Annotated in this window: 24 protein-coding genes and 1 pseudogene; 12 read left to right on the forward strand and 13 right to left on the reverse strand. The window is 72.3% G+C overall.

What is annotated here, in order from left to right; translation table 11 throughout:
• Positions 1-369 precede the first annotated feature (369 nt).
• From CLV43_RS47685 to CLV43_RS08795, 4 genes and pseudogenes are all read left to right on the forward strand, one after another.
• The gene (locus CLV43_RS47685; RefSeq protein ID WP_170155759.1) at positions 370-1,578 is read left to right on the forward strand and encodes a sensor histidine kinase; all 1,209 of its coding nucleotides are present in this window, start codon (positions 370-372) and stop codon (positions 1,576-1,578) included.
• Between the two features lie 3 nt (positions 1,579-1,581).
• Complete coding sequence (locus tag CLV43_RS08785) at positions 1,582-2,226, forward strand: response regulator transcription factor (RefSeq protein ID WP_106186544.1); 645 nt, start codon at positions 1,582-1,584, stop codon at positions 2,224-2,226.
• A gap of 162 nt (positions 2,227-2,388) precedes the next feature.
• Positions 2,389-3,366 (forward strand): L-threonylcarbamoyladenylate synthase, encoded by a 978-nt coding sequence (locus tag CLV43_RS08790; protein WP_106186545.1) that lies wholly within the window; start codon positions 2,389-2,391, stop codon positions 3,364-3,366.
• 88 nt (positions 3,367-3,454) lie between these two features.
• A pseudogene (locus tag CLV43_RS08795) lies at positions 3,455-4,054 on the forward strand (IS5 family transposase).
• Between the two features lie 71 nt (positions 4,055-4,125).
• On the opposite strand, the gene CLV43_RS08800 reads toward CLV43_RS08795, so the two are convergent.
• From CLV43_RS08800 to CLV43_RS08815, 4 genes are read right to left on the reverse strand one after another with little or no spacing between them, the layout of a single operon-like run.
• The gene (locus tag CLV43_RS08800) at positions 4,126-4,899 is read right to left on the reverse strand and encodes a DeoR/GlpR family DNA-binding transcription regulator (RefSeq protein ID WP_146174698.1); all 774 of its coding nucleotides are present in this window, start codon (positions 4,897-4,899) and stop codon (positions 4,126-4,128) included.
• A gap of 14 nt (positions 4,900-4,913) precedes the next feature.
• Positions 4,914-5,714 carry an alpha/beta fold hydrolase gene (locus tag CLV43_RS08805; protein WP_106186547.1) on the reverse strand — a complete coding sequence of 267 codons (801 nt, stop codon included), beginning with the start codon at positions 5,712-5,714 and terminating at the stop codon, positions 4,914-4,916.
• On the reverse strand, positions 5,711-6,565 hold the full coding sequence (locus tag CLV43_RS47025) for a sugar phosphate isomerase/epimerase family protein (RefSeq protein WP_146174699.1): 855 nt from the start codon (positions 6,563-6,565) through the stop codon (positions 5,711-5,713). Before CLV43_RS47025 ends, CLV43_RS08805 begins: the two co-directional genes overlap by 4 nt.
• Entirely contained in the window at positions 6,562-7,596 is a 1,035-nt protein-coding gene (locus CLV43_RS08815; protein WP_170155760.1) for a Gfo/Idh/MocA family protein, read from the reverse strand. Before CLV43_RS08815 ends, CLV43_RS47025 begins: the two co-directional genes overlap by 4 nt.
• A gap of 133 nt (positions 7,597-7,729) precedes the next feature.
• Here CLV43_RS08815 and CLV43_RS08820 point away from each other — a divergent pair, with 133 nt between their 5' ends.
• A complete protein-coding gene (locus CLV43_RS08820) occupies positions 7,730-8,629 on the forward strand; it encodes an ROK family protein (RefSeq protein WP_170155761.1) in 900 nt (299 codons plus the stop codon).
• Between the two features lie 431 nt (positions 8,630-9,060).
• Here CLV43_RS08820 and CLV43_RS08825 read toward each other — a convergent pair whose 3' ends face one another.
• The 4 genes from CLV43_RS08825 to CLV43_RS08840 form a co-directional block, all read right to left on the reverse strand.
• Complete coding sequence (locus CLV43_RS08825) at positions 9,061-9,354, reverse strand: hypothetical protein (protein ID WP_146174700.1); 294 nt, start codon at positions 9,352-9,354, stop codon at positions 9,061-9,063.
• A 19-nt stretch (positions 9,355-9,373) separates the two neighbouring features.
• Positions 9,374-10,537, reverse strand: a complete 1,164-nt coding sequence (locus CLV43_RS08830; RefSeq protein ID WP_106186551.1) for a M64 family metallopeptidase — start codon at positions 10,535-10,537, stop codon at positions 9,374-9,376.
• Entirely contained in the window at positions 10,534-10,968 is a 435-nt protein-coding gene (locus CLV43_RS08835) for a hypothetical protein (RefSeq protein WP_146174701.1), read from the reverse strand. The genes CLV43_RS08830 and CLV43_RS08835 overlap by 4 nt, the downstream gene beginning before the upstream one ends.
• A gap of 1,399 nt (positions 10,969-12,367) precedes the next feature.
• Complete coding sequence (locus tag CLV43_RS08840; RefSeq protein WP_106186835.1) at positions 12,368-13,207, reverse strand: IclR family transcriptional regulator; 840 nt, start codon at positions 13,205-13,207, stop codon at positions 12,368-12,370.
• 102 nt (positions 13,208-13,309) lie between these two features.
• On the opposite strand from CLV43_RS08840, the gene CLV43_RS08845 reads away from it, so the two are divergent.
• From CLV43_RS08845 to CLV43_RS08855, 3 genes are read left to right on the forward strand one after another with little or no spacing between them, the layout of a single operon-like run.
• On the forward strand, positions 13,310-14,653 hold the full coding sequence (locus tag CLV43_RS08845; protein ID WP_106186553.1) for an MFS transporter: 1,344 nt from the start codon (positions 13,310-13,312) through the stop codon (positions 14,651-14,653).
• Positions 14,653-16,443: a glycoside hydrolase family 3 protein gene (locus CLV43_RS08850; RefSeq protein ID WP_106186836.1), complete on the forward strand. Its 1,791-nt coding sequence runs from the start codon at positions 14,653-14,655 to the stop codon at positions 16,441-16,443. Before CLV43_RS08845 ends, CLV43_RS08850 begins: the two co-directional genes overlap by 1 nt.
• 4 nt (positions 16,444-16,447) lie before the next feature.
• Positions 16,448-17,389 (forward strand): alpha/beta hydrolase, encoded by a 942-nt coding sequence (locus CLV43_RS08855; RefSeq protein ID WP_106186554.1) that lies wholly within the window; start codon positions 16,448-16,450, stop codon positions 17,387-17,389.
• Here the strand turns inward: CLV43_RS08855 and CLV43_RS08860 are convergent.
• From CLV43_RS08860 to CLV43_RS08875, 4 genes are read right to left on the reverse strand one after another with little or no spacing between them, the layout of a single operon-like run.
• Positions 17,379-18,140: an alpha/beta hydrolase gene (locus CLV43_RS08860; RefSeq protein ID WP_106186555.1), complete on the reverse strand. Its 762-nt coding sequence runs from the start codon at positions 18,138-18,140 to the stop codon at positions 17,379-17,381. The genes CLV43_RS08855 and CLV43_RS08860 overlap by 11 nt on opposite strands.
• Positions 18,137-19,405, reverse strand: coding sequence for an amidohydrolase family protein (locus CLV43_RS08865; RefSeq protein WP_106186556.1), 1,269 nt, complete (start codon positions 19,403-19,405; stop codon positions 18,137-18,139). The genes CLV43_RS08860 and CLV43_RS08865 overlap by 4 nt, the downstream gene beginning before the upstream one ends.
• A gap of 42 nt (positions 19,406-19,447) precedes the next feature.
• Positions 19,448-20,224, reverse strand: coding sequence for an SDR family NAD(P)-dependent oxidoreductase (locus CLV43_RS08870; RefSeq protein ID WP_106186557.1), 777 nt, complete (start codon positions 20,222-20,224; stop codon positions 19,448-19,450).
• Between the two features lie 9 nt (positions 20,225-20,233).
• On the reverse strand, positions 20,234-20,965 hold the full coding sequence (locus tag CLV43_RS08875) for an SDR family NAD(P)-dependent oxidoreductase (protein WP_211304283.1): 732 nt from the start codon (positions 20,963-20,965) through the stop codon (positions 20,234-20,236).
• Positions 20,966-21,085: 120 nt separating this feature from the next.
• Here CLV43_RS08875 and CLV43_RS08880 point away from each other — a divergent pair, with 120 nt between their 5' ends.
• The 3 genes from CLV43_RS08880 to CLV43_RS08890 are packed head-to-tail and all read left to right on the forward strand — an operon-like array spanning position 21,086 to position 23,368.
• Entirely contained in the window at positions 21,086-21,670 is a 585-nt protein-coding gene (locus CLV43_RS08880) for a carboxymuconolactone decarboxylase family protein (protein ID WP_106186838.1), read from the forward strand.
• Positions 21,667-22,539 carry a fumarylacetoacetate hydrolase family protein gene (locus tag CLV43_RS08885; RefSeq protein WP_106186558.1) on the forward strand — a complete coding sequence of 291 codons (873 nt, stop codon included), beginning with the start codon at positions 21,667-21,669 and terminating at the stop codon, positions 22,537-22,539. Before CLV43_RS08880 ends, CLV43_RS08885 begins: the two co-directional genes overlap by 4 nt.
• A 4-nt stretch (positions 22,540-22,543) precedes the next feature.
• A complete protein-coding gene (locus CLV43_RS08890) occupies positions 22,544-23,368 on the forward strand; it encodes a fumarylacetoacetate hydrolase family protein (protein ID WP_106186559.1) in 825 nt (274 codons plus the stop codon).
• Between the two features lie 3 nt (positions 23,369-23,371).
• Here the strand turns inward: CLV43_RS08890 and CLV43_RS08895 are convergent, their stop codons facing one another.
• Positions 23,372-25,954 (reverse strand): family 78 glycoside hydrolase catalytic domain, encoded by a 2,583-nt coding sequence (locus tag CLV43_RS08895; protein ID WP_106186560.1) that lies wholly within the window; start codon positions 25,952-25,954, stop codon positions 23,372-23,374.
• Positions 25,955-26,018: 64 nt separating this feature from the next.
• Here CLV43_RS08895 and CLV43_RS08900 point away from each other — a divergent pair, with 64 nt between their 5' ends.
• Entirely contained in the window at positions 26,019-26,612 is a 594-nt protein-coding gene (locus tag CLV43_RS08900; protein WP_106186561.1) for a TetR/AcrR family transcriptional regulator, read from the forward strand.
• Position 26,613: the final 1 nt, after the last annotated feature.

Genomic DNA, 26,613 nt, shown 5'->3' on the forward strand with positions numbered 1-26,613 from the left:
GCACCGCCTCCCCAACCGGCACCGCCTCCCCAACCGGCACCGCGCCGGTACTCGCGGCGCCGGTACTCGCGGCGCCGGTACTCGCGGCGCCGGTACTCGCGGCGCCGGTACTCGCGGCGCCGGTACTCGCGGCGCCGGTACTCGCGCCCGCGCCCGTGGTCACACTCGCACCTGTGGCCGCACCCGTGCCCGTGCCCACACCCGTGCCCACACCCGTGCCCGTGGCCATGGCCACGTCGGCACTCACGCCCGTGCTTGCGGCCGTGGCCGACGTTCCGCACCGGCGGGCACTTGAGGGGGCCTGATGTCCGCGCGTGCCACCATGTTCCCCTTCCGGCCCTCCACCCGTTCCACCTAGGAGCAGTCACCGTGACCGACCCGGCTCCAGCCCGGCAGTGGCCGAAGGCGTGGGCGTTCCTCGCGCTCACCGCGCTCGCGGGCTTCCAAGCCTTCTTCCTGCTGATCGCCATGCTCCTGTGCGTGACGACGGTCGTCGCGCTGCCGCTGCTCCCCCGCCTCGTCGCGATCGCCCGGCGGATCGCCGCACGCGAGCGCGAACGCACCGGGCGCTTTCTAGCCACCAAGATCCCGCCGCCACCACCGGTCGCGGGGGACGACCTCGCGGCGGTGCTGGCCAGCCGCGAAGCCCGCGCCGAGCTCAAGTGGCTGCTGTTCCAGGGCATCGTCGGCCTGCTGGTCGGGTGCGTGGCGCTCTCGTCGGCGACCGGCGTGCTCCAGAACCTCGTGATCGCCGGGTTCTGGTGGATCTTCCCCGAGACCCGCACGACGCTGGACGTCCTGATCGCCTCGTGGGGCGACTCGCTCTACGCCGTGGCCACGGCCGTCGGCTACGGCGTGGGAGGTCTGCTCGTCGTGCCGCCGCTCGCCCGCTGGTTCGCGCGCTCCAGCGCCACCCGGCTCTCGCCGTCCAGGCAGTCGCTCGCCGAACGCCTCGCCGAGGTCACCGAGACGCGCGCGGCCGCACTGGAGGCGCACGGCACCGAGCTGCGGCGCATCGAGCGCAACCTGCACGACGGCACCCAGAACCGCCTCGTCGCGGTGGTCATGCACCTCGGCATGGTAGAGCGCGCCATCGCCCGCGACCCCGCGTCGGCGCTGACCATGGTGCACACCGCGCAGAACGCCGCCACCACCGCCCTGGCCGAGCTGCGCGAGGTCGTGCGCAACATCTACCCACCAGTGCTCGTCGACCGCGGCCTGTCCGGCGCGGTCGCCTCGCTGGCGGCGCACTGCACGATCCCGTGCACCTACGACGAGCGACCGCTGGCCCGCATGCCCGCCGCCGTGGAGGCTGCCGCCTACTTCGTGGTGGCCGAGGCCCTCACCAACGCCGTGAAGCACAGCGGCGCCGAGCGGATCACGGTGAGCCTGCGCGAGGAAAGCGGCGTGCTCGTCGTCGAGATCACCGACGACGGCCACGGCGGTGCCGACGAAGCGGGCGGCAGCGGACTGGTCGGAATCCGGCGCCGGGTCGCCGCGTTCGACGGCACGACCTCGATCGACAGCCCTCCGGGTGGCCCCACTGTGATGCGGGTGGACATCCCTACGGGATTATGACCTGTGCGCATCGTGATCGCCGAGGACGACGCCCTCCTGCGGGAGGGCCTCACACACCTGCTGCGGGCCGAGGGCATCGAGGTCGTCACCGCCGTCGACAACCCCGACGACCTGCTCGCCGCCATCGAGGCCGACCGCCCGGACGTCGTGCTCGTCGACGTCCGGATGCCCCCGACGTTCCGCGACGAGGGCCTGCGCGCCGCCGTCGAGGCCCGCAAGCGCCAGCCCGGCCTGCCGGTGCTCGTGCTGTCGGCGCACGTCGAGGAGAGCTACGCGACCGAGCTGCTGGCCGACGGCACCGGCGGTGTCGGGTACCTGCTCAAGGAACGGGTCGGCAAGGTCGCCGACTTCCTCGAAGCCCTCAACCGCGTCGCCGCGGGCGGCACCGCGATGGACCCCGAGGTCGTCGCCCAGCTGCTCGTCCGCCGCCGCGCCGACGACCCCCTGCAAGCCCTCACCCCGCGCGAGCGCGAGGTGCTCGGACTGATGGCCGAGGGCCACTCGAACACCACCATCGGCGCCATTCTGGTCGTCAGCGACGGCGCGGTCCACAAGCACATCGGCAACATCTTCACCAAGCTCGGACTGCCCACCACGGACGCCGGCCACCGCCGAGTCCTCGCGGTCCTCGCCTACTTGAAGGCGTAGTCGCCCCCGAGGGCGTAGTCGACCGGTGGAACAGGACCGGTGTCCTCCTTTCGTTCGACCACCGCCCCAGAGGGCGTTCGTCGGCTCCGGATTTGCTCTGGGTCGTGCCGGCGGTAAATGCTTGTCAGGCAAGAACCGGAGGGACAGTCAGAGGTGCGGGCGATGCGAACGGCTCAGATCGTGCTACCGGACGCCGACGGCCTGGACGCGGCCGTCGCGCTGCTGAAGGCCGACCAGGTGTGCGCGTTCCCCACGGAGACCGTCTACGGCCTCGGCGCGAACGCCTTGTCCGAGACAGCGATCTCGGAGGTGTACCGGCTGAAGGGCCGCCCCTCCTGGAACCCGCTGATCGTGCACGTCGCCGACGCCGACATGGCCCGCACCCTCGCCGCGACCTGGCCCGACACCGCCGCCGAACTCGCCCGCCGCTTCTGGCCGGGCCCGCTCACGCTGGTCGTGGACCGCGCCGACCACGTACCGGGGTTCGTCAGCGCCGGGTCGCCCACGGTCGCGATCCGCGTACCCGCGCATCCCGTCGCACTGGCACTGCTCGAAGCATCCGGCCTGCCCTTGGCCGCGCCCAGCGCCAACCGCTCCGAAGGCCTCTCCCCGACCAGCGCCGACCACGTCGTCCGCAGCCTCCCCGACGTCCCCATGGTCCTCGACGGAGGCCGCTGCCAGTTCGGCCTAGAGTCCACCGTGGTCGACGTCAGCCACGGCACCCCCCGCCTCCTCCGCCCCGGCGCCCTGTCCGTGGCGGACATCCGCGCCGCTGTGGGCGACATCGACGTCCCCGAGGAAAGCACCCCCGCCCCAGGACCGGTCCTGTCCCCCGGCATGGGCAAACGCCACTACGCACCGCGCGCCCGCGTCGTCCTCGTGCCCACCCTCGACACCGCGGCACTGCGCCACCTGGGCCCTCAGCTCGGAATCCTCACCCACCTCCCCGTGAACGACACCATCAACCAGGACACACGCGTCGAACTGCTCCCCGCCGACCCCAGCGGCTACGGCACCGAGCTCTACGCCGCCCTGCACCGCCTCGACGAAAGCGGCGTCCACACCATCGCCGTCCTCACCCCACCAGACGACGAAGACTGGCTGGCCGTCCGCGACCGCCTAGGCCGAGCAGTAGCCTGACCCGCCTGACCTAATGGGGTGATCGGCAGACGAACTCCTTGAGCGGGGACGTCACCCCTCCGATGTGGCGGAGGTGCCGAAGCCGTGGCTGGTCGATGACGAGTTATGGGACCTGGTCGAACCACTGATCCCGGTGCCACCACGCCAGACCCGCAACCCCGGCCGGAAGCGATTACCGGATCGTCTGTGCCTGCAAGGCATCCTGTTCCTCCTGCACACCCCACCCCCTGGGAGCACCTACCCCAGGGGGTGGGGTTCGGATCGGACATGACCTGCTGGCGGCGACTGCGGGACTGGAGCGAGGCCGGAGTCTGGCAACGCCTGCACGAGGTCATGCTCACCGAACTCCGCGAGGCCGACCGGATCGACTGGTCCCGCGCGGTCGTGGACTCCTCCCACGTGAGGGCGCTAAAAAGAAGCCGTGTATCGGCCCGAGCCCGGTCGACCGCGGACGTGCCGGCTCCAAGCACCACCTGATCACCGACGGTGAAGGCATCCCGCTGGCGGTGATCCTCACCGCTGGCAACAGGCACGACATCACGCAACTACTACCCCTGGTCGACGCGATCCCGCCGGTACGCGGCAAGCACGGCTACGCATCCGCTGGGAACGCCGTGCCGACATCCACCAAGCGTTCCCTGAGCTGGCCTGCGTGCTGATCTGCTACCGGCGCCTCCACGCATTTTGATAGGAGGCCTAAAGGTCCTTGCACTCGGCCGCTCATTCAGCGCTGGTCACCCGCTCCTCACTCCGCAGCTGTCACCCCTCCACCACCTGCAGGTCGACGTCGTGCTCCTGGCACCACCGCGTCACGTCGTCGGTAGCTCGCTCGGTGACGATCATGTCCACCCGGTCCAGTGAGCACACCGTCACGAAGTCGCTCGTGCCGAACTTGCTGCTGTCCATCGGAACCACCACCCGCCGAGCCCGGTCGATGACGGTCCGCTTGATCTGCGCCTCGGACACGTCGGCGACGCTGATGCCGTCCTCGGTAAGCCCACTCGCCCCGACGAACGCGATGTCGACCGTGAAGCGGGTCAGGTTGTCCAACGCGACCGGACCCACCAGCGAACCCCCGAGCGGCCTGATCTGACCACCGATCAGGGTGTGCCGGACACCCGGCCGGTCCGCCACCAGGTTCGCCACGCCGAGCGCGTTGGTGAGGACGTTGACGTCGAGGTGGTCGAGCCCGCTCGCGATCCCCTCCACCGTCGTCCCGGAGTCGAGGAACACCGACTCGCCGGGCACGATCTCGTCCCGGCACGCCTGCGCGATCAGCTCCTTGGCATCCCGGTGGCGCTGCCCCCGGTCGTGCACGTTCACCTCGATCCGCCCGTGGTACGCGATCGCGCCACCGTGCGTACGCCGGAGCAGCTGCCGACGCTGCAACTCGTCGAGGTCCTTGCGGATGGTCGGTTCCGTCACGCCGAGCGACTCGACGAGCTCGGCCAACCGCACCCGGCCTTGGGCCGCGACGACATCGGCGATCCGCTGCCGCCGCTCCTCGGCGAAGACGGGCTGCTCCTTGGGCATGGTCGACACTGTAGTTACCCTCCTCCCCTTGTCCGGCCACGACACAACGCCGCGGCAACCTCCCGCTGGACGGCCGACTGGTGTTCCGCGGGATCCGGCATCTTGCGCGGAACGCCCACCAACCGAGCGCCGGGAATCCAGTCGGCCAGCGTCCTGGCCGCCGACTCCGGGTGCACCGGGTCATCGGGGGCGGCGATCACGACGGTGTCCACCCCTAGACCCGCATAGGCGTCCCGTTCGGCCAACGGCAAGTCGTTCGGCAGGGCATCGAGTACCCCAGCCCGCCCAACCGCGTCCGGACGACCGAACTGTCCGACCAGCGACATGGCCATCGCCGGTGCCGCGGCTTCCACCGCCCGGTACTCGGGCGTGCGCACGAACGCCTCCCGCCCCGCCTCGGCACCATGGGTCTCCAGCAGCCGCGCGATCTGCCGGAACGGAGCGAGGTTCGGCGCCGGACGCACGTCGAGCCACGCCGGTCGCACCAGCACCAACCGCTCGACCAGATCCGGCCGGGCCACCGCCAGCGCCACAGCGATCCCCGCCCCCATCGAAACCCCGACCACCGCCAGCTTCCCCCGAGGCCGCAAGGCATCCAGGAGATCCGCCACCAAGCCGGCGAACCCGGCGAACGTGACCGGCTCACCCGCGACCAGGTCGGTGTCGCCGTGACCGGGCAGGTCCGGCGCGATCCGGGTCGCCTCAAAGCCGTCCGGCAGCAACCCCAGCGCCTGCCGCCTATCCCCGCCGAGACCGTGGAGAAGCAGCACCGGCGGACCGGCCCCGGTGACCTCGTACGCGATCGACGGCTTCATCGGACACCCGCCTCAGAGTGCCAGCGGAGCAGGTCGGCGTGCACGCGGGCCGCATCGGCTTCGGACGCGTCCTGGACGATCACCGGAACCGGGGCGACCGCGGCCAACTGGGCGAACAGCGCCGGGTAATCCATCAGCCCCGCACCCGCCGCGGAGTAGCCGGACTCGACGACGTCCTTGGCCTGCACGCCGATCACGCGCCCACCGAACAAATCGATCGCCTCGCCGATGACCTCGTCCTGTCTCCCCACCGTCAACGGGGTGAGCAGGTTCGCCGGGTCGAGCACGATGCCGACCGGCGCGTCGACACCCAGCTCCTCCAGCAACCGTGCGGCCGCCGGGCCGTCCCGGATCACGTTGCCGCGCTCCGGCTCCACCCCGAGCCGGACGCCCGCGCTGCGAGCGGCCTCCAGCAACGGGTCAAGTGTGCGTCGCAGATGGGCCCAGGCTTCCGGAGCGGCGTTGTCGGGGTGGGCTCGCCACATGTTGTCCGGATCGCGGGTACCGGTGCACAACGTGACGACGTCCGCGCCCAGCTCACCGACCAGACCGATCAGCCGAACCGCCTGCCTGGTCTGCCGCTCACGCAGGTCGGTGTCGGGGTGAATCGCGTTGAAGGTCGCCGACACGCTGGGGATGGCCAGTCCTTCCGCGTCGAAGGCGGCCCGCACCTCGGGGAACCGGACGTCCTCGACATCGGCGGCCAGTGTGGACAGTCCGACAGCGGCGAAGTTCCAATGCGCCAAGGCATAACCGGCTCCGGCTACGGCGGCCGCGACCTCCGCCGGGGTCTCACGACGGAACGTGCGGGCGAAGATCCCCAGCCGAGGAGCGAGGTCGGTGGCGCTCACAGCTTCACCTCCGCGCCGGACTCGACGGCCGCCGCCGTGGCCTCGATGAGCCGGATCGCACGGACTCCGTCGTGCACGTCCGGGACCGGCGAGCCGCCGTCCCGGATCGTGCGGGCGAACGCCTCGAGCTGCCGTTCGTAGGCGTCTCCGTCGGTGAGCTCCGGGACCGTCGTGAGGCCGTCGGCATAGGCGTGCACGGTGGAGGCGCGACGGTAGAACGGGAAGTGGGTGTCGACCCGGACCGTGCCCGCGGAGCCGAACACCTCGATGCCCTCGGTCGGCACGCCGGGCACGTCGACGGTGATGCTGATGGTGCCGACCGCCCCTGCCGCCGTGGTCAGCAGGGCCTGCCAGGTCTGGTCCTTGCCGTCCTCGCGGTGCCGGGCGACCACGCTGGAGACGTCGCCGAGCAGGTAGCGGACCGTGTCGAAGACGTGCGCGCCATGGGTGGCAAGCAGGTAGCGGCGGCGGTCCGCCTTGAACCCCGCCTCCACCTGGCGGGCCGCCAAGTCCGCGTGGACGTGCGGGAACAACGTCGCCTCGATGCCTGGACGCAGGTCGCCGATGCGGTACCAAGCGTTGAACGAGCGCACCTCGCCGAGGCGTTCGGCCACGAACCGCCCGGCGAACCGCACACCCTGGTCGTGCCTCTTCATGGCGCCGACCTGGAGCACCAGTCCTGTCCGGTCGACGAGGTCGGCCAAGGCCTCCGCCTCCGCGACCGTCGAGGCGAGCGGTTTCTCCACCAGGACATGCTTTCCGGCCGCCAGCGCCTCAGCGGCGATCGAGTGGTGGAACCGGTCGGGCGCGGCGACGATCACCGCGTCGACCGATGGATCGGTGAACACCTCCCGCTGGTCGGTGTGCGCCGACGGCACGCCGTAGCGCCGAGCCACCGCGCGGGCCACGCCCCCGCTCGGGTCGCAGACCGCGACGAGGTCGATGCCGTCCGCCTTCTCGAGGGCGGGCAGGTGCGCCACCTGGGCGATCCGACCGCAGCCGATCAGGGCCACCCGAACGGTGTCCGCCATGTCCCCTCCTTCCGGTGTCATCCGAACATCCCCCTTGACAGCTTCGCTTGTTTCCTGTTTCGTGCCACTAGTCAACCAAATCGAAAGCATCCGTGTCAACACGAACGAAACCGAAAACCGGAAGGTGGCCATCATGAGCGCACTGGGACTCGACGTGGGCGGCACCAAGATCGCGGCCGGGCTGGTCGGCCTCGACGGCAGCGCGGCCGAGGTCACCACCACCCCTACCGCGGGATCGGGCCAGGCGGTCGTCGACCAGATCACCGGGATCATCGACGAGTACCGGACCGCGCATCCGGTGACGTCCGTGGGTCTCGTCGTGCCAGGTGGGGTCGACCCGCGGACCGGGGTCGTCGCGGCGGCGTCGAACCTGGGCTGGCGCGACCTGGACCTGCTCGGCGCTCTCCGCCCTCGACTACCTCCGTCGGTCGCCCTGCACGTCGACAACGACGCGAGCGCCGCCGCATGGGCCGAGCACCGCTTCGGCGGCCACGGGCAAGGGGACTCGCTCGTGCTCGTCACCGTCGGGACCGGGATCGGTGGCGGCGTGGTCGTCGACGGCCGGGTGGTGCGCGGGGTCTCCGGCGCGGGAGGCGAGGTCGGCCACCTCCCCCTGCACCCCGGCGGCCGGGCGTGCGAGTGCGGGTCGAGCGGCTGCTGGGAGCAGTACGCCAGCGGACGGGCACTGCACCGCGCCGCGCAGGTGGCGGGCTGGTACACCGAGACCGCCGGACGCGACGTCCTCCGGGCAGCGAGCGCGGGTGACGTGGTGGCGGCCGCCGCGGTCGCCGAGGTGGCGACCCATCTGGTCCACGGCATCGTGGTGCTGACGGCGGTCCTCGATTCCGCCTTGGTGCTGCTCGGCGGCGGACTGGGGAGCGATCCGCTGTTCCAGCCTTTCGTGCACGCCGCCGCCTCCGCGGCAACGGTGACCCCACCCCGAAGACGGATCCCGATCCGGCCAGCGTCCCTCGGTGTGCTCGCGGGCGTCATCGGCGCGGCCGACCTCTCCCGCACGACGACGAGGAGGTGACATCAACGGGATCAGCGATGAGCGGCGTCGTAACCATCGCCGGATCCGGGCAGCGACGGGAAAGACCCGGTCGGGAGCGCCGTCACGTCATCGGTGCGATCCGGTGGCGGGTAGGAACTGAATGGTTGGGTCGTCGGTCTGATCGGATGGAGGCGGCGCAGCCGGACGCTGTGCCTAGCGTGGATCGCGGGATGGGCGCCCACCCGCGTTCAACCGCCGAACCTCCGGACAACGCCACGCGGTCGAGTGCGGCCTCGGCGGACACCATGTCGTTGCAACCCTCGTACGACGGGCTGACTGTCCGCTGTCCGACCACGGTTCGGGTCGGTGTGATCGATACGAGTGGTCGTGGTGACTACTTGGCAGGCCCAAGGCACGCGGACGCCCGACCGCGTCGGGGGCCGCGGCCGGGCTTGGTGGGTGGCGCTCTGCTACTTGACCAGGGCCACCCGGATCGCGACCCCGTTCTGCCTGCCGGCGTCGAGGTTGTAGTCGACCGAGACGGTCCAGTTGTTGTTGAACGCGTCGCGCAGCAGGTCGAGCATGCCCTGCCGGACGGGCCGGTTGCCGTCGTTGCGGAGCTGGAACCCCATCGCCCGGTTGGGCTCCGTGTTGAGCTTGAGGATCGCCTCGGTGTCGAGGAAGTCGGTCGGCGGGCCGAAGCCGCCGCCGACGTCGTGCACACGAAGGAAAGTGAGCTTCCCAGTGGTCTGCAGCAGTGCCATGTCCATCTCCTTCAACACTTCAGGGGAGGTCGGCGACCCTGATGAGGACGCCGTTGTCGATGCCGGTGCGCCGGTAGTCCAGCCGGACCGGGTGGTTGCGCGCGAAGGCGGTGCGCAGGGTGTCGAGCATGCCCTTGCGCGCGCCCTCGTTGCCGTCGTCGCGCAACTGGAACCCGAAGGCCCGGCCGGGCTCGGTGTCGAGCCGGACGACGACCTCGACGTCGAGGAAGTCCGACGGCGGGCCGAACCCGGTGCCCCGGTCGTGCACGCGCAGGAACGACAGCCTGCCGGTGGTCTCCGCCACCAAGGGGAGGAACGGGTTGAGCACCTGGCGGATCCGCCGGGTGCAGACCGCGCAGTACGGCTTGTCCAGCTCGCGCATCCGACAGGTGAACTGCGGGCGGAAGGCGCCGCAGTGGAAGTGGTCCGCGCCTTCGAACGCGCCCACCGCGTTGGCCGGCAACCCGGTGGGCGGGCTCGTCCTCGGGTCGCACTTCGAGCAGTCGGGGTTCGACGTCGTCGGCAGCGGGGTCGACGACGCGACGAGGTCCCGCCACTTGAGGGCCGCCCGGTCGATCGTGGTGGTCACGTTCGCCTGCGCGGGCTCCCCCGCCGGGTGCTGGTTGTGGTCGGTCTCCTTGCCGCAACCCAGGAGGTACTCGTACTCGTCGGCGAGCCCGAACGCGGTGTGCCCCATCTCGTGCAGGGCGATCTCCTCCGCGTCGGTCGCCAGCGAGTACACCGCCACTCCCCCGCCGGACCCGCCGTACTTCGTCGAGTTCACCACCACGATGATCATGTGCCATTGCGGCACCTGGGCGCGGGCGACCTCGAACGCGGTGTTGTTGTTCACCACCAGCAGCCGGTCGATCTTGTCCGAGCAGAACGTCGAGTCGAAGTACGTGGCGGGTGTCGCCCCCGTGCCACCGCACAGCGTCGGGTCGTCGGCGCCGCTGTCGGTCGACGCGACGTCGACCCGGAACACGTTGATCGCCTGCCTCAGCGTGGAGAACGGAGCGGAGGTCAGGAGCTTGTCCGTGAACGACTTCACGTCCGCGGCGTACTGGGTGAGCTCCGCCTCCCGGTACCCGTCGCCCATCACCACCAGGTTCCACCGCGTCGCCGGGTCGCCCGCGTCCACAACCTTGGTGGTCCCGACGACCCTGCCGTCCTTGGTCGTCACGACGCACCCCCGCGTCCCAGCGGGAACCGGGCCAGCTCGGTCGCCGTCGCGCCCTCTGCCCGCACCGCGGCGGCACCGAGCCCGCTCATGAACGACAGGTGGTCCGCCTGCTCCAGATCCGGCACCAGCACGGCGAAGCTCCCCCTCGCCCTGCTCACCGGCGCCCGCCGCAACGACGGCCCCGACGCGTCGCCGAACACCTCCACCGTCTCCCCCAGGTCCGACGGCAGCACCCGCCGGTGCAGTGCGCGACCGTCCACATCGCACACCTCCACCCACACCCCCAGGTGGTCCTCGTACCCGTCCAGCCGGTCCGTCGGCGGCACCAGCACGTCCACCGGCTCGTTCGACAACATCCGCAGCCCCCGCTCCGCGAACTCGAAGATCAACCGCACCGCACCCCGCCCCCGCGGCTCTACCCCCTCATCCACGCCGATCCCTCCCCCACAACGCTCTCGCGCCCACCAACGACCCCATGCCCACTCCCCTCCTGCAGTGCCTCACCTCTAAGGCGTTCCAGTCCTGTTCCACCCCGTTCCACGGGGTGTTCGGGGCGGGATGGACGAACCAGGCTTGGTGGCGCAAGTCGGGCGGGTGAGGCAGACGGGCGGGCGGTGAGGCAGGCGGAACTGGGCTGAACAGTTCGAAGTCGGGCAGCGAGAGCGGGGAGAACCGGGAAGGGCAGGACGAACCTGGGCAGTAGGGGGAAACAAGGCCAGGCGTCACGAAGCCGGGCAGCCGAGTGGCCTAGCTGAGCGGGCGGCACCAGGCCGCTGGCGAGGCGGGAGACATGAGGCTAGACAGCCTGGGGCGGACGGGGGGGGTGAGGGGCATGCGTCGGGCCGGGCAGGCGAGATCGGGGTGGCGAGGTGGATCGATCGGGGTGGGCAACCCGGCGTCGGGCTGCCAGGGCGGACGCCTAGGTAGGCGACACAAGGCCAGGCAGCCACGGCGAAAGGTGGGGGGAACGGCATGACATCAGGCCGGACACGCATGGCAGGGGACACGAGGCCAGGCAGCCAGGCGAACGGGGGTGAACGGCGCGACCTCAGCCGGGTACGCATGGCCGGGCAGGTGAGGCCGGGCAGGTGAGGCCGGGTAAGTGAGGCCGGGCAGGTGAGGTGGAGATCGGGGCGGGCGGCACGGTGTCGGGCTGCGAAGGCAGACGAGCGAGGTGGGTGACAAGAGGCTGGTATGCGAAGCGGGCAGGTCGGGGGCGGGAGATGCGGAGTGGGGTCGGAGGGAGAGGTGGGACTGGGTGAGGCGCGGTTAGGCAGGCGGGGTGGGCGAGTGGCGGGTGGGCGGGTGACGGGCGAGTGGTGGTGTGGGGTGAGGTGATCGACAGGAGGGGTTGAGGGGTGAGGTGATTGGCGGGAGGGGGTGGGGCGTGAGGTGATCGGCGGGAACGGGTGCGGGGTGAGGTGATTGGCGGGAACGGGTGCGGGGTGAGGTGATCGGCGGGAACGGGTGAGGGGCGCGGTGAGGAGTGGGGGCGGGGCGGGGTGAGCGGTCGGGCGCGGTGAGCGGTCGGGCGCGGTGAGGAGCGGGGTGAGGCGAGGGGTCGGGCGCGGTGGGAAGGGTGGCTGTGGAAGGAAAATCGGTTGCTGTGGTTGTTTGATCGGCGGACTATCGGGGGACCGAGTCAGTGCCCCAGCCCGCAGCACGATGGCCCACCCGACCAGGTCTCGGCCCGCGCGCGACGGGGCTTCCGCACGGAGCCGGTTGGCCCGTGCACCGCGCCCCGCCGGGCTCTCCCCCGGCGGGGTCGCTGTCTTGTAGTACTGGTGCATGGTGCTGTTCGTGGCATCGGTGCGTTCAGGCTGTGCGGGCTTAAGCCTGCGAGTCGGACGAGCGTCGTGCGCCTAGTTCTCGCGAGATGCTTCGTGCGGCGGTCTGCACCGCCAGGCCCAACCGTCGTGGCTGCGCGACTCGCTTGGGTACCAACACACCCAGCACTCCGACCACCTCGTCGTCCTTCCCGAACACCGGGGCGGCCACCGACACGATGGTCTCCGCTTCCTCCACCCGGCGGAAGATGGCCAGTCGTTCCCGTCGTACCTCGGCCAGCGTTCGGCGGAGGAAGTCGGGGGTGATGAGGTGGTTGTCGGGTTCGCTGTAGACGGGTTTGGCGAGCAAATCCTCTTGTACTTCGCGTGGGGCGAAGGCGAGTAGGGCGAGGCCGACGCCGGTGGAGTGGAGGGGCAGTCGGCCGCCGATGCGGTAGTCGACGGGGGCGGCTTGGGGGGCGGAGAGGCGTTCTACGAGCATGGCCTGCATGCCGTCGCGGACGGCGAGCTGGACGTGTTGGCGGGTGACCTCGGCGAGGTCGTGCATGAACGGCAGGGCGACCTGGCGGAGGCCGTGGCCGCGTGGGGCGAGGGTGGCGACCTCCAACAGGCGCAGGCCGACGCAGTAGCGGCCCGCGGGGTCGCGTTCCAGGGCGCCCCAGCCCACCAGCCTGGTGGCCAACCGCAGGGCGGAGCTGGGGGGCATGTCGGCGCGGCGGCTCAGTTCGCCCAAGGTGAGCGTGCGGTGGTCGGCGTCGAACGCGGCCAACAACGACAGCGCCCGGTCGACGACCGGTTCGCCGTGTGCCGGGCGGCGGCCGCGGACGCGGACAGGAGGTGGTTGGTCGGCCTCCTGGGGCGGGGATTTTCCATTGGTTGGCATCACCGCTGACCGTACCCCGCCTCGCCGCCCATCCTTCCCGCAAGTCAGGCGACGAACCACGGCACGTCCGGTCGCCGACCGCGATGCGAAAGGTGCCCAACGATGAGTACTTTCCTCTCCGGCGCGGACCACCCCGACCACACCGACCCGACCGACTCCACAACGACCGCCTCCACGACTGCCGCCTCCACGACGACCGCCGATGACACGGCCTGGCCGCAGCCCCAGGTGGGGTTCCTGTTCTTCCTGGGTTTCGCGGCGATCGGTGCCGCGATGGCGAACCTGGTGCCGCTCGTCCTGACCCTGTCGATCAAGGCGACCGCTATCGACCCCGAGGGCGCGACGACGATCGTGTCCATCGTGGCCGGTGTGGGCGCGTTGTTCTCGCTCGTCGCGTTCCCGGTGCTGGGCCGGATCAGCGACCGCACGACCTCGCGGCTGGGCAGGCGGAGGCCGTTCCTGCTGCTGGGCGCGGTGCTCGTCGCGGTCGGGTCGGTAGGGCAACTGCTGGCCGCGGGCACGTTCGGGTTGACGGCCGCGGGGGTCGTGACGGCGGTGGGGTTCAGCTCGGCGATCGTCGCCGTGACGGCGGTGATCCCGGACCAGCTGGCGCCGCACCGGCGGGGACCGGCGTCGGCGATCGTGGGGCTGAGCCTGCCGGTCGGCGCGGTGGTCGGGCTGTTCATCGCGCAGCTGGTCTCGCCGAACCTGCCCGCGATGATCCTGCTGCCCGCCGCCGTCGGCGTCGTCGGCTGCGTGCTGCTCGCCGCGGTGCTGCCCGACCGCAGGCTGGCCGCGGCCGAGCGGCCGCCGTTCGGCGCGCGGGAGCTGTTGGGCACGTTCTGGGTGAACCCGTTGCGCGACAGGGACTTCGCCTGGGCGTGGCTGAGCCGTCTGCTGATCTTCCTCGGGGTCGCGGCGATCCAGGCGTACCAGGCCTTCTACCTGATCATCGTGCTGCACTTCGCTCCGGCGGAGGTCGCGGGAGCGGTCTTCCTGTCCACGCTGGTGCTCACGGCCGCCGCGCTGCTGTTCGCCCCGGCCGCCGGGAAGGTGTCCGACCGGGTCGGGCGGCGCAAGCCGTTCGTGGTCACGGCGGCGCTGATCTTCGCCGCGGGTCTGCTGCTGGCGGCGTTCGCGGGCTCGTTCCCGGTGTTCCTGGTGGCGATGGGCGTGGTCGGGCTCGGTCAGGGCGTGTACTTCGCGGTCGACATCGCGCTGGTGACGCAGATCCTCCCGGACCCGGCCAACCCGGCGAAGGACCTCGGCCTGATGAACATCGCGAACACCCTGCCCGCCTCGATCGTTCCCGCGCTGGCGCCCGCGATCCTGTCGGTCAGCGCCACCGCCGAGGCACCGCAGAACTTCGCGGCGCTGTTCACGTTCGGCGCGGTCGCGGGTCTGCTCGGAGCGGTGCTGATCCTGCCGATCCGCAAGGCGAAGTGATGCTCCCCTACCACGACGCCGCCCTGCCCGTCGCGGACCGCGTCACGGACCTCCTCGGCCGGATGACACCGGCCGAGAAGGCCGGGCTGCTGTGCCACGCGCCGGTCGCGGTGGCACCGGACGGCGGCCTCGTCGACGAGCCGAGGACGTTGCTGCCGACCGCGCCGACGACGCACGCCGTGCGCGACCTGCACCTGCGCTGCCTCACCCTGATGGCACCGGTCGCGGCCGGACCGTTGGCCCGCTGGCACAACGAGGTGCAGGCGCTGGCCGCGCGGAGCATGCTCGGCATCCCGGTGCTGGTGTCGTCGGACCCGCGGCACTCGGCCAACGAGAACCCCCTGACGTCCGTGCCCTCCGGCGGTTGCTCGCGGTGGCCGGAGCCGCTGGGGTTCGGCGCTCTCGGCGACGCGGACCTGGTGCGCGACTTCGCTCGGGTGATCCGCGCCGAGTACACCGCGGTCGGCATCCGGATGGCGCTGCACCCGATGGCCGACCTGGCCAGCGAACCGCGCTGGTGCCGCACCGCGGGCACGTTCGGCGCCGACCCGGACGTGGTCGGCGCGCTGGCGGGCGCGTACGTGGCGGGCCTGCAGGGCGACGACCTCGGCCCGGACGCCGTCGCGAGCATGGTCAAGCACTGGCCGGGCGCGGGGCCGCAGGCGGGTGGCGAGGACGCGCACTTCGCGTCCGGCAAGGACCAGGTGTACCCGGCTGGGCGGTTCGACCTGCACCTGTCGCGGTTCCGGCCGTCGCTGCACGCCGGGGTCGCCGCCGTGATGCCCTACTACGGGCGACCGGTCGGGGTGGACGGCCTCGCCGGGGTCGGGTTCGCGTTCGACCCGAAGGTGGTCGCCGGGCTGCTGCGCCGCGACGAGGGCTACGACGGCCTGGTGTGCACGGACTTCGGCGTGCTCACCGACGCGACCCTGGCCGACGGCACGGTGTGGCCCGCGCGGGCGTGGGGCGTGGAGCACCTGGATCGGGTCGACCGGGCGGCGTTGCTGCTCGACGCGGGAGTCGACCAGTTCGGCGGTGAGTGGTGCCCCGAGGTGGTCACCGACCTGGTCGCGGCCGGGAGGGTCGCGCAAGGGCGGGTCGACGAGTCGGTGCGGCGGGTGCTGACCCTGCTGTTCCGGTTGGGGCTGTTCGAGAACCCGTACGTGGACGAGGGGAACGCGGTCGCGACGGTGGGGCGCGCGGACTTCGTCGCGGCGGGCGAGGCGGCGCAGCGCCGGTCGATGGTGCTGCTCGCCAACGACGGAGTGCTGCCGCTCGCGGAGGGGATCAGGCTCTACGTCGAGGGGGTCGACCGGGCGACCGCCGAGCGGTACACAACAGTGGTCGACCACCCGGAGGACGCCGATGTCGCCCTGGTCCGCCTCGACGCACCCTACGAGCCGCGGCAACGGCTGCCCGAGGCGTTCTTCCACCAGGGGAGGCTCGACCTGCCGGACGACCGGCGTGAGCACCTGTGCGCGCTCGCCGCCACCGTGCCGACGGTCGTCGACCTGTTCCTGGACCGCCCCGCCGTCATCCCCGAGCTCGCCGGGCACGCGGCCGCGCTGCTCGCCGACTTCGGCGCGGCGGACGAGGCCGTGCTCGACGTGGTGTTCGGGCGGGCACGGCCGGAGGGGCGGCTGCCGTTCGAGCTGCCCCGGTCCATGGCCGCCGTCGAGGCCCATCCCGAGGACCTGCCGGGCGGTACCCGCGACCCGGTCTTCCCGCTCGGCCACTCCGTCGAAGCGCTCGACTGGCGCCCGCGGACGAGCGAACCCCAGAAAGGCTGACCCGATGCCGATCCACCCCGCCGTGGCGGGCAAGTTCCCGCTCCTCGAGGGCGCGTCCTCATTCGAGCAGCTGCTGGTCGACCCCGCCTACCGGGACCGGTTCGCCGAGTTCAACCGGCCGGCCGTGGGCGGTCCGCCTCCGGTCGTGCCCACCCGCGCCGACTCGGTGCCCGGCCCGCACGGTCCCGTGCCGGTCCGGATCTACTCGCCCGAGAACGCCGAGGGCGACCGGCCGTGCGTGGTGTGGCTGCACGGCGGCGCGTTCCGGATGGGCGACCTGGACATGCCGGAGGCCGACTGGGTGGCCCGCGAGCTGGTGACCAGGGCGGGCGCGGTCGTGGTGGGCGTGGACTACCGGCTGGCGAACGGCGGCGTCTCCTACCCCGTGCCGCTCGACGACGTCGTGGCCGCGGTGCGCTGGGTCCGCGACCACGCGTCCGACCTCGGCGTGGATCGCGTGCACGTCGGCGGGGCCAGCGCGGGCGGGAACCTGGCCACGGGTGCGGCACTGCGGGTGCGCGACGAGGACGACTGGACGCCCGCGAGCCTGGTGCTGGTCTACCCCGTGCTGCACCCCGAGCTCCCGCACCCGGCGCCGTCGCTGACCGCGCGGATGGCCGAGGTCCCGCCGATCCTGCACTTCCCGCCGCACGAGGTCCGCGCGATCACGGCGAACTACCTCGGCGGCCCCGTCAGCGGCGCCGACGGCTACGCGATGCCGGGCCTGGCCTCGTTGGAGGGCCTGTGCCCGACGCTGCTGCTCACCGCCGAGTACGACGACCTGCGCGGCTCCGGCGAGGTGTTCGTCGGGCAGCTGGCGAAGGCGGGCGTGGACGTCCGGTACGTGCGGGTCCGGTCGATGCTGCACGGCTTCCTGAACCTGCCGTCCGCGATCGGACCGGTGGGGCGGGCCCTTGACCTGATGGCGGAAGCGGTCACCGGGTGACGGCGCCGCGCAGGAAGTCGACCGACCGGCGCACGATCGCGGGCACGTCCGCCGCTCCCCTCCACACGTGCTTCGCACCGGGAACGAGGTCCAGCTCCACCGGGGCGCCGACCGCGCGCAGGGCGTCCGCCAGCCGGACGCTCTGCGCCGGGGGCACCGTGGTGTCGGCGTCACCGTGCTGGAGCAGGATCGGCGGCGCGTCCGGGCGGACGAACGTCAACGGGGCGGCGGCGTGCGCCAGGTCCGGTACGTCGTGCGCGGGCGCACCGAGCAGCAGCGCCTCCCGCGAGTCCGGGCCGCTCTGGTCGTCCACGCCCAACGCCGCGCGGTCGGCGGGCAGCCCGAGCAGGTCGGTCACCGGGTACCAGGCCACCACGCCGTCCACGGAGCCGCCGTCGAGCGCCGCCAGCAGGGCCAGGTGCCCACCCGCGGACTCGCCCCACAGGTGGACCGGGCCCGCGAGCCGCCCGCGGACCCACTCGACGGCCGCGCGCACGTCGTCCAGCTGCGCCGGGAAGCACGCCTCGGCGCTGAGCCGGTAGTCCGCCGCGGCGACCGCGAACCCGTTGTCCGCCAAGCCCTCGTAGAACTCCCCGAGCACCGGCGGGGGCTGACGGCGCGAGCCGCGCCGCCAGCCCCCGCCGTGCAGGTACACGATCGTGGCCACCGGTTCGCCGACCGGCAGGTGCAGGTCCAGCGCCAGGGGGCGGAAGCCGGTCGGCTCGCGATAGACGACGTCGCGGTCGGTCACGCGGCCTGCTTGTGGAACCGGCCGCCCTGCATGATCGCCAACAGGTTGTCCTTGTCCTGCACCAGGGTCACGTCCTCCGTCGGGTCGCCGCGCACCACCAGCACGTCGGCGAGGTAGTCGGGTGCCAGCAGGCCCACCGGCAGGTCCATCACCTGACCACCGTAGAACGTGGTGGCGCGCAACGCCTCCGCGGGCGAGTAGCCGAACAGCTCCACGAACAGCTCCAGGTCGCGGGCGTTGCGGCCGATCGGGTTGTTGGGGAACCCGTAGTCGCCGCCGGGCAGCACGCGCAGGCCTCGCTTGCGCAGCTCCGGGTACAGCTCCCGCATCGCGGCGAGCGAGGCCACCGACCCCATCCTCTCCGCCATCGCCGCGTCGATGCCGAACTCGGCTCCCTCGTGGACGTTCGCCCACATGATGCCGACCGCGGGCGAGAGGAAGACCGAGTCCTTGCGCTCCTCCAGCAGGTCGATGGCCTCGGCGTCGGCGTAGGAGCAGTGGTAGATGGACCGGAAGCCGTTGCGGGCGGCCAGCTTGACGGACTCCGGCGACTGGGCGTGGCAGTTGAGCCACACGCCGGACTCGCGGGCCTGCTCCCCCGCCGCGGCGGCCTCCTCGGGACTGTACTGGGTGACCATCGAGCCGCCCTCGAAGAACACGTCGTCGTTGCTCATCAGCAGCTTGACGCTGTCGAACCCGAGCGCGGCCTGCTCGCGGACGAACTCCCGCACCGCGTCCGGCCCGGTCCGCTGCGGCTTCGGGCCGTCCGGCCCCATCCGCACCGGGTTGTTGTCCCGCTCGAACGACGCCGCCCGCATCCGCGGACCGGGCGTGGCACCGGACGCGATGCGGTCGCGCAGCACGATCTCGGTGGGCACGGGCGTCAGCGAGCCCGCGGAGTACGCGCTGGTGAAGCCCTGGTCCAGCAGGATGGCCGCGTTGCGCTCGGCGATGGCCAGGTGCTCGTCGGGCGTCGGCATGCGGTGGAAGAAGCTGACGTCCAGCGGCGGGTTGAACGACGGGTCGAGATGCCCGACGGCCGACGGGAACGTCAGGTGCGAGTGCGACTCCACCATCCCCGGCATGACCGTCGCACCGCGGCAGTCGACCACCCGGTCGCCCGGCTCGGGTTCGGTGCCGCCGCCGGGGCGCACGCTCTCGACCCGGTCGCCGCGCACCACCACGTCCGCGGGCACGGCGGGCGAGCCCGTGCCGTCGAACACGCGACCACCCGTGAACAGCACCCGCCCGTTGTCCTGGCTCATGGTTCCCCGTTCCACCACGTCGTCGTGATCATGCCCGGCAGGTCACGCGCCGACCATGTTGTAGCCGCCGTCGGCCACCAGGAAGCTCCCGGTGACGTGGTCGGCGTCCTCGGTGGCCAGGAACAGCGCAGCCCCGGCCAGCTGCTCGGGCCGCGGGACGCGGCCGAGCGGGGTGCTGTTCCGCAGCTGCTCGCCGCGGCCGGACCGCCAGTCCTGCCTGCCGAGCGTCGCCTCGGTCTCGATGAAGCCGGGCGCGAAGACGTTGACCCGCACGGTCGGGGCGAGGGCGTGCGCGTACGACTTGGTGAGGCCGATGATCCCGTACTTGGCGGCGGCGTACTGCGGCGCGCGGGCGCTGCCGCGCACGACCACCGTGGACCCGATGTTGACGATCGAGCCGCCGCCCGCCTCGACCATCCTGGAGCCGAGCTCGTGCGTGCACAGCATCGTGCCCTTGATGTCCACGGCCAGGACGTGGTCGATCGACTCCTCGGTGACATCGCGCCAGGACATCTGCTCGCGGGCGACGTCGCCGACGTTGTTGACCAGCACGTCGACCCGGCCGAAGTGGCTCCACACCTCGTCGGCCATCCTTTTGACCTGCGCCCAGTCGGCGATGTCGGCCTGCACCAGGAACGCCTTGCGGCCCTCGTTCTCCACGCGCTCGGCGGTCCGCTCCGCGCCCGCTTTCGACCCGCGGTAGTGGACCGCGACGTCGGCGCCCTCTTGGGCGGCGCGCACGGCGATCTCCGCGCCGAACCCGGTGCCCGCGCCGGTGACCAGGACGGTCTTGCCCGCGAAGCGGCTGGGGATGGTCACACGGACTCCTTAGACGAGGGTGCGGCCGCCGTCGGCGTACAGGACGTGTCCCGTGACGAACGACGACCAGGCCGAGCAGAGGAACAGGATCGGGCCGACGAGGTCGTCGACGGTGCCCAGGCGGCCCGCGGGGACCAGGGAGGTCAGCTCCTCGCGCACGCCGGGGAGGTCGAGGTGGTGGCGGGTCAGGTCGGTCTCGGTGTAGCCGGGCGCGACCGCGTTGACCGTGACCCCGGAGGGGGCCCACTCGCGGGCCATGACCCGGAGCAGCTGGTTCACGCCGCCCTTGCTGGCGGCGTAGGGAGCGTGGTTCGCGTGGGCGAGCTGCCCGGACACCGACGAGAGGTACACGACGCGGCCGTAGCCCGCCCGCACCATCAGCTCCCCGGCGGCCCGGCCGGTCCAGAACGCGCTGCCCAGGTTGAGCGCGACGATCCGCTCCCACACGTCGTCCGGGGTGTCCAGGACGGGACGCCGGTCGTTGGTGCCGACGGCGTGCACGAACACGTCCAGCCCGCCCAGGATCGCGGCCGCCTTCCCGACGCACTCGCGGCTGCCGTCGGCGGTGGTCAGGTCGGCGTGCAGCGGGACGACCCCCGCCAGCGCGGCGAGCCGCTGTTCGTCGACGTCGGCGACCACCACGGACGCCCCCGCCTCGGCGAGCGCGGTCGCGGCGGCGGCACCGATGCCACCGGCCCCCGCGACCAGCGCGGTCCGTCCCCGCAACCCGAACCGGTCCACCTGGCACTCCCCTTCCACCTGGGCCCCGACGGTAGGTCCGGCCACGTCCGGGGCGCACCGGCCGTTCCATTGGTTGGCAGAGGTGAGCGGTTCCGGTCGGGTCCTGCTGGGATGGCCCGCATGACCAGGCTCCCCCGCCCCGTGCCCGCCGACCTCGACGCGGACCAGCGCGCCCTCTACGACACCATCACCGGCGGCCCCCGTGCGCGGGGCCCGCAGCGGTTCCGGCTGACCGACGACGACGGGCGGTTGAACGGCCCGTTCAACGCCATGCTCGTCGCGCCACCGCTCGGCCACGCCCTCCAGGGCCTCGGCGCGGCCATCCGGTACGAGACGACGCTGGACGTCCGGGTGCGCGAGCTCGCGATCCTGGCCGTGGCGGGCAAGTGGGACTCGGCGTTCGAGCGGCACGGCCACGAGCCGATCGCGCGGGACGCGGGCGTGTCCGAGGACCAGCTCGCCGCGCTGCGCGCGTTCACCATGCCGTCCGACCTCGCCGACGACGCCGAGCGGTGCGCCCTGGACGTGGTGTTCGCGCTGCTGCGGGAGGAGGACCTGGACGACGCGGCCTACGCCGAGGCCGTTTCAACCATTGGCAACCGGATGGTCTTCGAGCTGACCGCTCTGGTGGGCTACTACGCGACGCTCGCACTCCAGTTGCGGGTCTTCCGGGTCAGCCCCCCAGCCGAGAGTGGACACCCATGAAGCTTGTGACCTTCGACGACGACCTGGTCGGCCGGATCGTGGACGACCAGGTCGTCGAGCTCGACACCGCGTCGACGCGCGAGTTCTTCGAACGCGGGCAGGACGTGCCGGAGACCGGTCGGCGGTTCGCGCTGGCCGACGTGCGGCTGCGGGCCCCGATCGTGCCGAAGAAGTTCTTCCACACGGCAGGGAACTTCCGCGAGCACCACGAGGACCTGGTCCGGGTGAACTGGTCGCACCCGGTGAACAAGGGGATCGTGTTCTTCCAGAACGTGGACGCGATCATCGGTCCCGACGAGCCGGTCGTGTACCCGTCGCACCTGACCGGGGAGCTCGACTACGAGCTGGAGCTGGCGGTGGTGATCGGCAGGCCCGGCAAGTTCTTCTCCGCCGAGCAGGCGGTCGAGCACATCGCGGGGTACCTGGTGTTCAACGACATCACCGCCCGCGACATCCAGCGCCGCGAGATGGAGTCCGGCGTGTTCTCCTTCTCCAAGGCCATCGACACGTTCTGCCCGATCGGCCCGTACATCCTCACCGCCGACGAGGTCGACGACCCGCACGACCTCGACATGGAGCTGCGCGTCAACGGGCAGGTGCGGCAGAAGTCCGACACCGGTCGCATGTCCGTGTCGATCCCGCAGCTCGTGGCCTACCACTCGCCGCAGGTGTACAGCGCGGGCGACATCGTCACCACCGGCACCGTGGCCGGGGTCGCGGCGAGCACGGAGGACCCGTTCGCCAACTACCTCAAGCCCGGTGACGTGGTGGAGGCCGAGATCGAGGGGCTGGGTGTGCTGCGCAACCCGGTCGTCTCGTGGCAGGACGCCTACGGCACCGAGCCGCCGACCGCCGACCAGTGGGTCTGAGCGCGTGCGCCTCGCCACGCTGGCCGGCCGCGCCGTGCTCCTGGTGGAAGGCGGTGCCGTCGACATCGCCACCGCGGGCCCGTTCGGCCCGGACCCGATGGACGTCCTCGCGGAGTGGACGGCGTTCCGCGAGTGGGCGGCCTCCGCGGACCTGGACCCGACCCCGTTCGACGCCCGCGACCTCGACGCGCCCGTCCCGCGTCCGCGCCAGGTGTTCGCCGTGGCGCTGAACTACCCGCCGCACGCCGCCGAGGCCGGCTACCGCCCGCCCGCAGACCCGTTGGTGTTCACCAAGTTCCCCACCTGCGTCACGGGGCCGGACGCGGTGGTCGAGCTGCCCGGCGACCGGGTCGACTGGGAGGTGGAGCTGGTGGTGGTCGTCGGGGTCGCGGGCCACCGGATCGCCGCCGCGGACGCGTGGGACCACGTCGCCGGGCTCACCGTCGGCCAGGACCTGTCCGAGCGCCGGGTGCAGCTGCTCGGCACTCCCCCGCAGTTCTCGCTGGGCAAGTCGTTCCCCGGTTTCGGCCCCACCGGTCCGGCGCTGGTGACCCCGGACGAGCTGGGCGACCCCGACGACCTGGAGATCACCTGCCTGCTCAACGACGGAGTGGTGCAGCGGGCGCGCACCAAGGACATGATCTTCACCGTGGCCGAGCTGGTCGCACGACTCTCGGCGGTGTGCCCGCTGCTGCCCGGTGACCTGGTCTTCACCGGCACCCCGGCGGGCGTCGGCAACCGGATGACCCCGCCGCGCTACCTGACCGCCGACGACGTGCTGGTCAGCCGCGTGGAGGGGATCGGCGAGCTGCGCACCCGGTTCCGCTGACCACTACCGGGCCACGCGGGAGCTCTCGACGACGTGGTGACCCGCCCGGACCTCGTCGACCCGGCCGTTGGGCAGCCGGATCTCGGCGCGGGTACCGGGCGGCACGTCCACGGCGAGCCGGAAGCCGTCGGCGCCGATCCGCCAGGCGCTGCGGATCGGGCCGTACGGACTGTGGTGCTCGGCCTCGGCCGCGCGCAGACCGCCGCCCGGCTGGGGTGCGACCACGAACCGCCGGTAGCCCGCCTCGTCGGGTCCGGGGTCCTCCGGGAGGCGGATGCCCGCGATGTGGGTGTGCAGGAACGAGATCACCGCGCCCTTGCTGCAGTGGTTGAGCGAGCCGCGCGCGCCCGCGGCGTCCACGCCGTCCCACCGCTCCCAGATCGTGGTGGCCCCTTGGGCGATCATGCCCAGCCACGACGGGACGCCGGTGGACATCAGCACGCGGTAGGCCACGTCGAGGTGTCCGTTGTCCGCCAACGCGGGCAGCAGGAGCCCCGTCGACAGGAAGCCCGTGCCCAGGCCCTGGCACGCGGAGTCGGCCAGCCGCTTCGCCACGGTCGCGCGCAGGTCGTCGGGCACGAGGTCGAACGCCAGGGCCCGCACGTGGTTGGCCTGGCTGGGAACCGCGATCGTGCCGTCGGGTCCGAGGTACTCCCGCCGCCAGGCGTCCCGGACGGCGGCCGCCAGCTCGCGGTAGCGGTCCGGCGACCGTCCCACCAGGACGGACATGCGGCCGAGCAGCTCCGCCGAGCGGGCCAGGTAGGCGGTGGCCACGATGCCGTGGTCCACCCGCGGGTCGGGGTTCGGGGTCTCGCCGGGTTCCAGCCACTCGCCGAAGTGGCCGCCGGTGTCCCACAGGTACCGCTCGTGCGGTGCCGGTGCGCCGACCCGGTCGGGGTCGCGACCGTCGTGCGCGGCCGTCGCGGCGTAGTCGACCCAGCGGACCATGGAGTCGTACTGCCGGTCGACCAGGGTCGCGTCGCCGTAGGCGCGCCACAGCTCCCACGGCACGAGCACCGCCGCGTCACCCCAGCCCGCCGATCCCTCCATGGCGTCCTGGAACGCCCTGCCGGACGGTCCGGCGCCCGCCGGGTTCGGTGTCACGGTGGTGACCCGCCCGTCGGGCCACTGGTCGGCCGCGAGGTCGCGCAGCCACTTGTCGGAGAACCCGGCCACGTCGTGGGTGAGGGCCGCGGTGGCGACGTGGACCTGCCAGTCGCCGGTGAACCCGGACCGCTCGCGCTGCGGGCAGTCGGTGGGGATGTCGCAGGCGTTGTCCCGCAGGCTCCACACCGCCGCGTCGTGCAGGGCGTTGAGCCGGTCGTCGTCGCAGCCGAACCACCCGGTCTCGGCCAGGTCGGTGTGCACGACCACCGCGGTCACGTCCGTCGCGCCGAGCGGGCCGGGGTGTCCGTCGACCTGCACGTACCGGAAGCCGTGGGTGGTGTGCCGGGGCTCGAACACCTCGCCGGGGCGCCCGGCGGAGACGACCTCGTCGACCTGGCCCGCGGGCAGGAGCCGCCCGGTGGCGAAGTCGAACGCGCGCAGGTGGTCGGTGGTGACCCGGCCGTCGACGTCGACGTGCTCGCCGTGCGTGAGGGTGAGCGTCGTGCCCGCCGGGCCGAGGTCGGTCAGCCGGACCCAGCCGTTGACGTTCTGGCCGAAGTCGACCACGACGCCGCCGCCCGCCACCAGGGTGAGGGCGGTCGGGGTGAGCTCCTCGATCCGCCGGACCGGCGGCGCGATCGAGAGCACGAGCCGGTCGCGGTCGGCGTAGAGACCGCCGTCGACCGGCCGTGCGGGCTGCCAGTCGGCCTCGGGCGCGCTGAGGTCGACGCGCTGGCCGTCCATCAGGTCCGCGGCGGTGATCCGGCTGGGTCGCGACCGCCAGCCCGGCCCGGTGGTGACCGCGGTGGTGCCGCCGTCGTGCACGACCTCCAGCGCCAGCAGCGCGGCGACCCGGTCGCCGAAGCCGTTCGCGGTCCGCTCGAACCCGTGCCTGCCGCGGAACCAGCCGTCGGACAGCAGCAGCTCCACGGCGTTGGTACCGACGTGCAGGAGGTCGGCGACGTCGTGCGGCTGGACCTGCAACCGGCTCCGGTAGGCGGTGAAGCCGGGGGTCAGCTCCAGGTCGCCGACGCGCGTCCCGTTGACGAACAGCTCGTAGATCCCGTGCGCGGTGACCCACGCCGTCGCCGCCGTGACCGGCCGGTCCAGGGTGAACTCGTGGCGCAGCCGGTAGGCGGGCCGTTCGCCGGGCGCGGGGACGACGGGCTCGTGCGGCTCGATCCAGGTCGCCGTGCCGAGCACGGCGGGCAGCGCGTCGACCGGCCACGGGGCGGGCTCCGACCAGGCGCTCTCCCCCAGGTCGGTCCACACCTTCACCTGCCACGAACAGCCGCGCCGCTCGACACCCAGGTCGACCAGCACCGACCCGGCGCCCTCGCGGCGGCCGGACGTCCAGACGACCTCGTCGGCGTCGAGCAGCCGCACCTCGTACGCGCGCTGGACCACCGTCCCGGCGGGCAGCCACCAGGAGCCGCGCGCCGGGTGGTCGAGCCTCAACCGGGTGGGCGGGTCGGTCATGGGGACTCCTCGGAGCCGCGAACCTGAAAACCGAGGGTACAAGGTTTTCGGATAGGGTCGGCGTGTGCCACGCAGGACGGGGAGCTACGCCGCGGGCAGGCAGCGCCGCGACCGCATCGTCGAGGTGGCGGCCGCGCGGTTCGCCGAGGACGGGTACCACCGCACGTCGCTCGCCCGGATCGCCGCCGACGCGGATCTGACCGAGGGCGGCCTGCTGCACCACTTCCCGTCCAAGAAGCACCTGCTGCTGGCCGTGGCCGAACACCGCATCGCCACCACGGCGCAGTGGTGGGCTGAGTTGGACGAGGACGCGTCGGTGGAGGCCGTGTTCGACCGGATGGCGGGCACGGCCGAGCGCTTCCTGCGGCAGCCGGGCCTGATCGAGCTGTTCGTGCTCGCCTCCGCCGAGGCCGCCGACCCGTCCAGCCCCGCGCACGCCGTGTTCGCCGAGCGGTACCGCACCGCCGTCGACAGCCTCGCCGCCGTCTTCACCCGGTGCGTCCGGCGCGGTGAGCTGGCGGCCGGCACCGACTGCGACGCGCTCGCCCGCGAGTGCGTCGCGGTCAGCGACGGCCTCCAGCTCCAGTGGGTGCTCTCCGACGGCCGGGTGGACCTGGTCGCTGGCGTGCGCGAGCACGCTCGCCGCGTCCTGCGGTGAG

The organism is Umezawaea tangerina (genome assembly GCF_003002815.1).
Classification (GTDB): Bacteria; Actinomycetota; Actinomycetes; order Mycobacteriales; family Pseudonocardiaceae; genus Umezawaea; species Umezawaea tangerina.

Coding starts and splice junctions, on each gene's coding strand:
- CLV43_RS08790 (WP_106186545.1), top strand. CDS start 2,389: ATGCGAACGGCTCAGATCGTGCTACCGGACGCCGACGGCCTGGACGCG.
- CLV43_RS08855 (WP_106186554.1), top strand. CDS start 16,448: ATGCCGATCCACCCCGCCGTGGCGGGCAAGTTCCCGCTCCTCGAGGGC.
- CLV43_RS08815 (WP_170155760.1), bottom strand. CDS start 7,596: ATGGCGGACACCGTTCGGGTGGCCCTGATCGGCTGCGGTCGGATCGCC.
- CLV43_RS08840 (WP_106186835.1), bottom strand. CDS start 13,207: ATGCCAACCAATGGAAAATCCCCGCCCCAGGAGGCCGACCAACCACCT.
- CLV43_RS08850 (WP_106186836.1), top strand. CDS start 14,653: ATGCTCCCCTACCACGACGCCGCCCTGCCCGTCGCGGACCGCGTCACG.
- CLV43_RS08895 (WP_106186560.1), bottom strand. CDS start 25,954: ATGACCGACCCGCCCACCCGGTTGAGGCTCGACCACCCGGCGCGCGGC.
- CLV43_RS08880 (WP_106186838.1), top strand. CDS start 21,086: ATGACCAGGCTCCCCCGCCCCGTGCCCGCCGACCTCGACGCGGACCAG.
- CLV43_RS08885 (WP_106186558.1), top strand. CDS start 21,667: ATGAAGCTTGTGACCTTCGACGACGACCTGGTCGGCCGGATCGTGGAC.
- CLV43_RS08845 (WP_106186553.1), top strand. CDS start 13,310: ATGAGTACTTTCCTCTCCGGCGCGGACCACCCCGACCACACCGACCCG.
- CLV43_RS08865 (WP_106186556.1), bottom strand. CDS start 19,405: ATGAGCCAGGACAACGGGCGGGTGCTGTTCACGGGTGGTCGCGTGTTC.
- CLV43_RS08820 (WP_170155761.1), top strand. CDS start 7,730: ATGAGCGCACTGGGACTCGACGTGGGCGGCACCAAGATCGCGGCCGGG.
- CLV43_RS08825 (WP_146174700.1), bottom strand. CDS start 9,354: ATGGCACTGCTGCAGACCACTGGGAAGCTCACTTTCCTTCGTGTGCAC.
- CLV43_RS08800 (WP_146174698.1), bottom strand. CDS start 4,899: ATGCCCAAGGAGCAGCCCGTCTTCGCCGAGGAGCGGCGGCAGCGGATC.
- CLV43_RS08805 (WP_106186547.1), bottom strand. CDS start 5,714: ATGAAGCCGTCGATCGCGTACGAGGTCACCGGGGCCGGTCCGCCGGTG.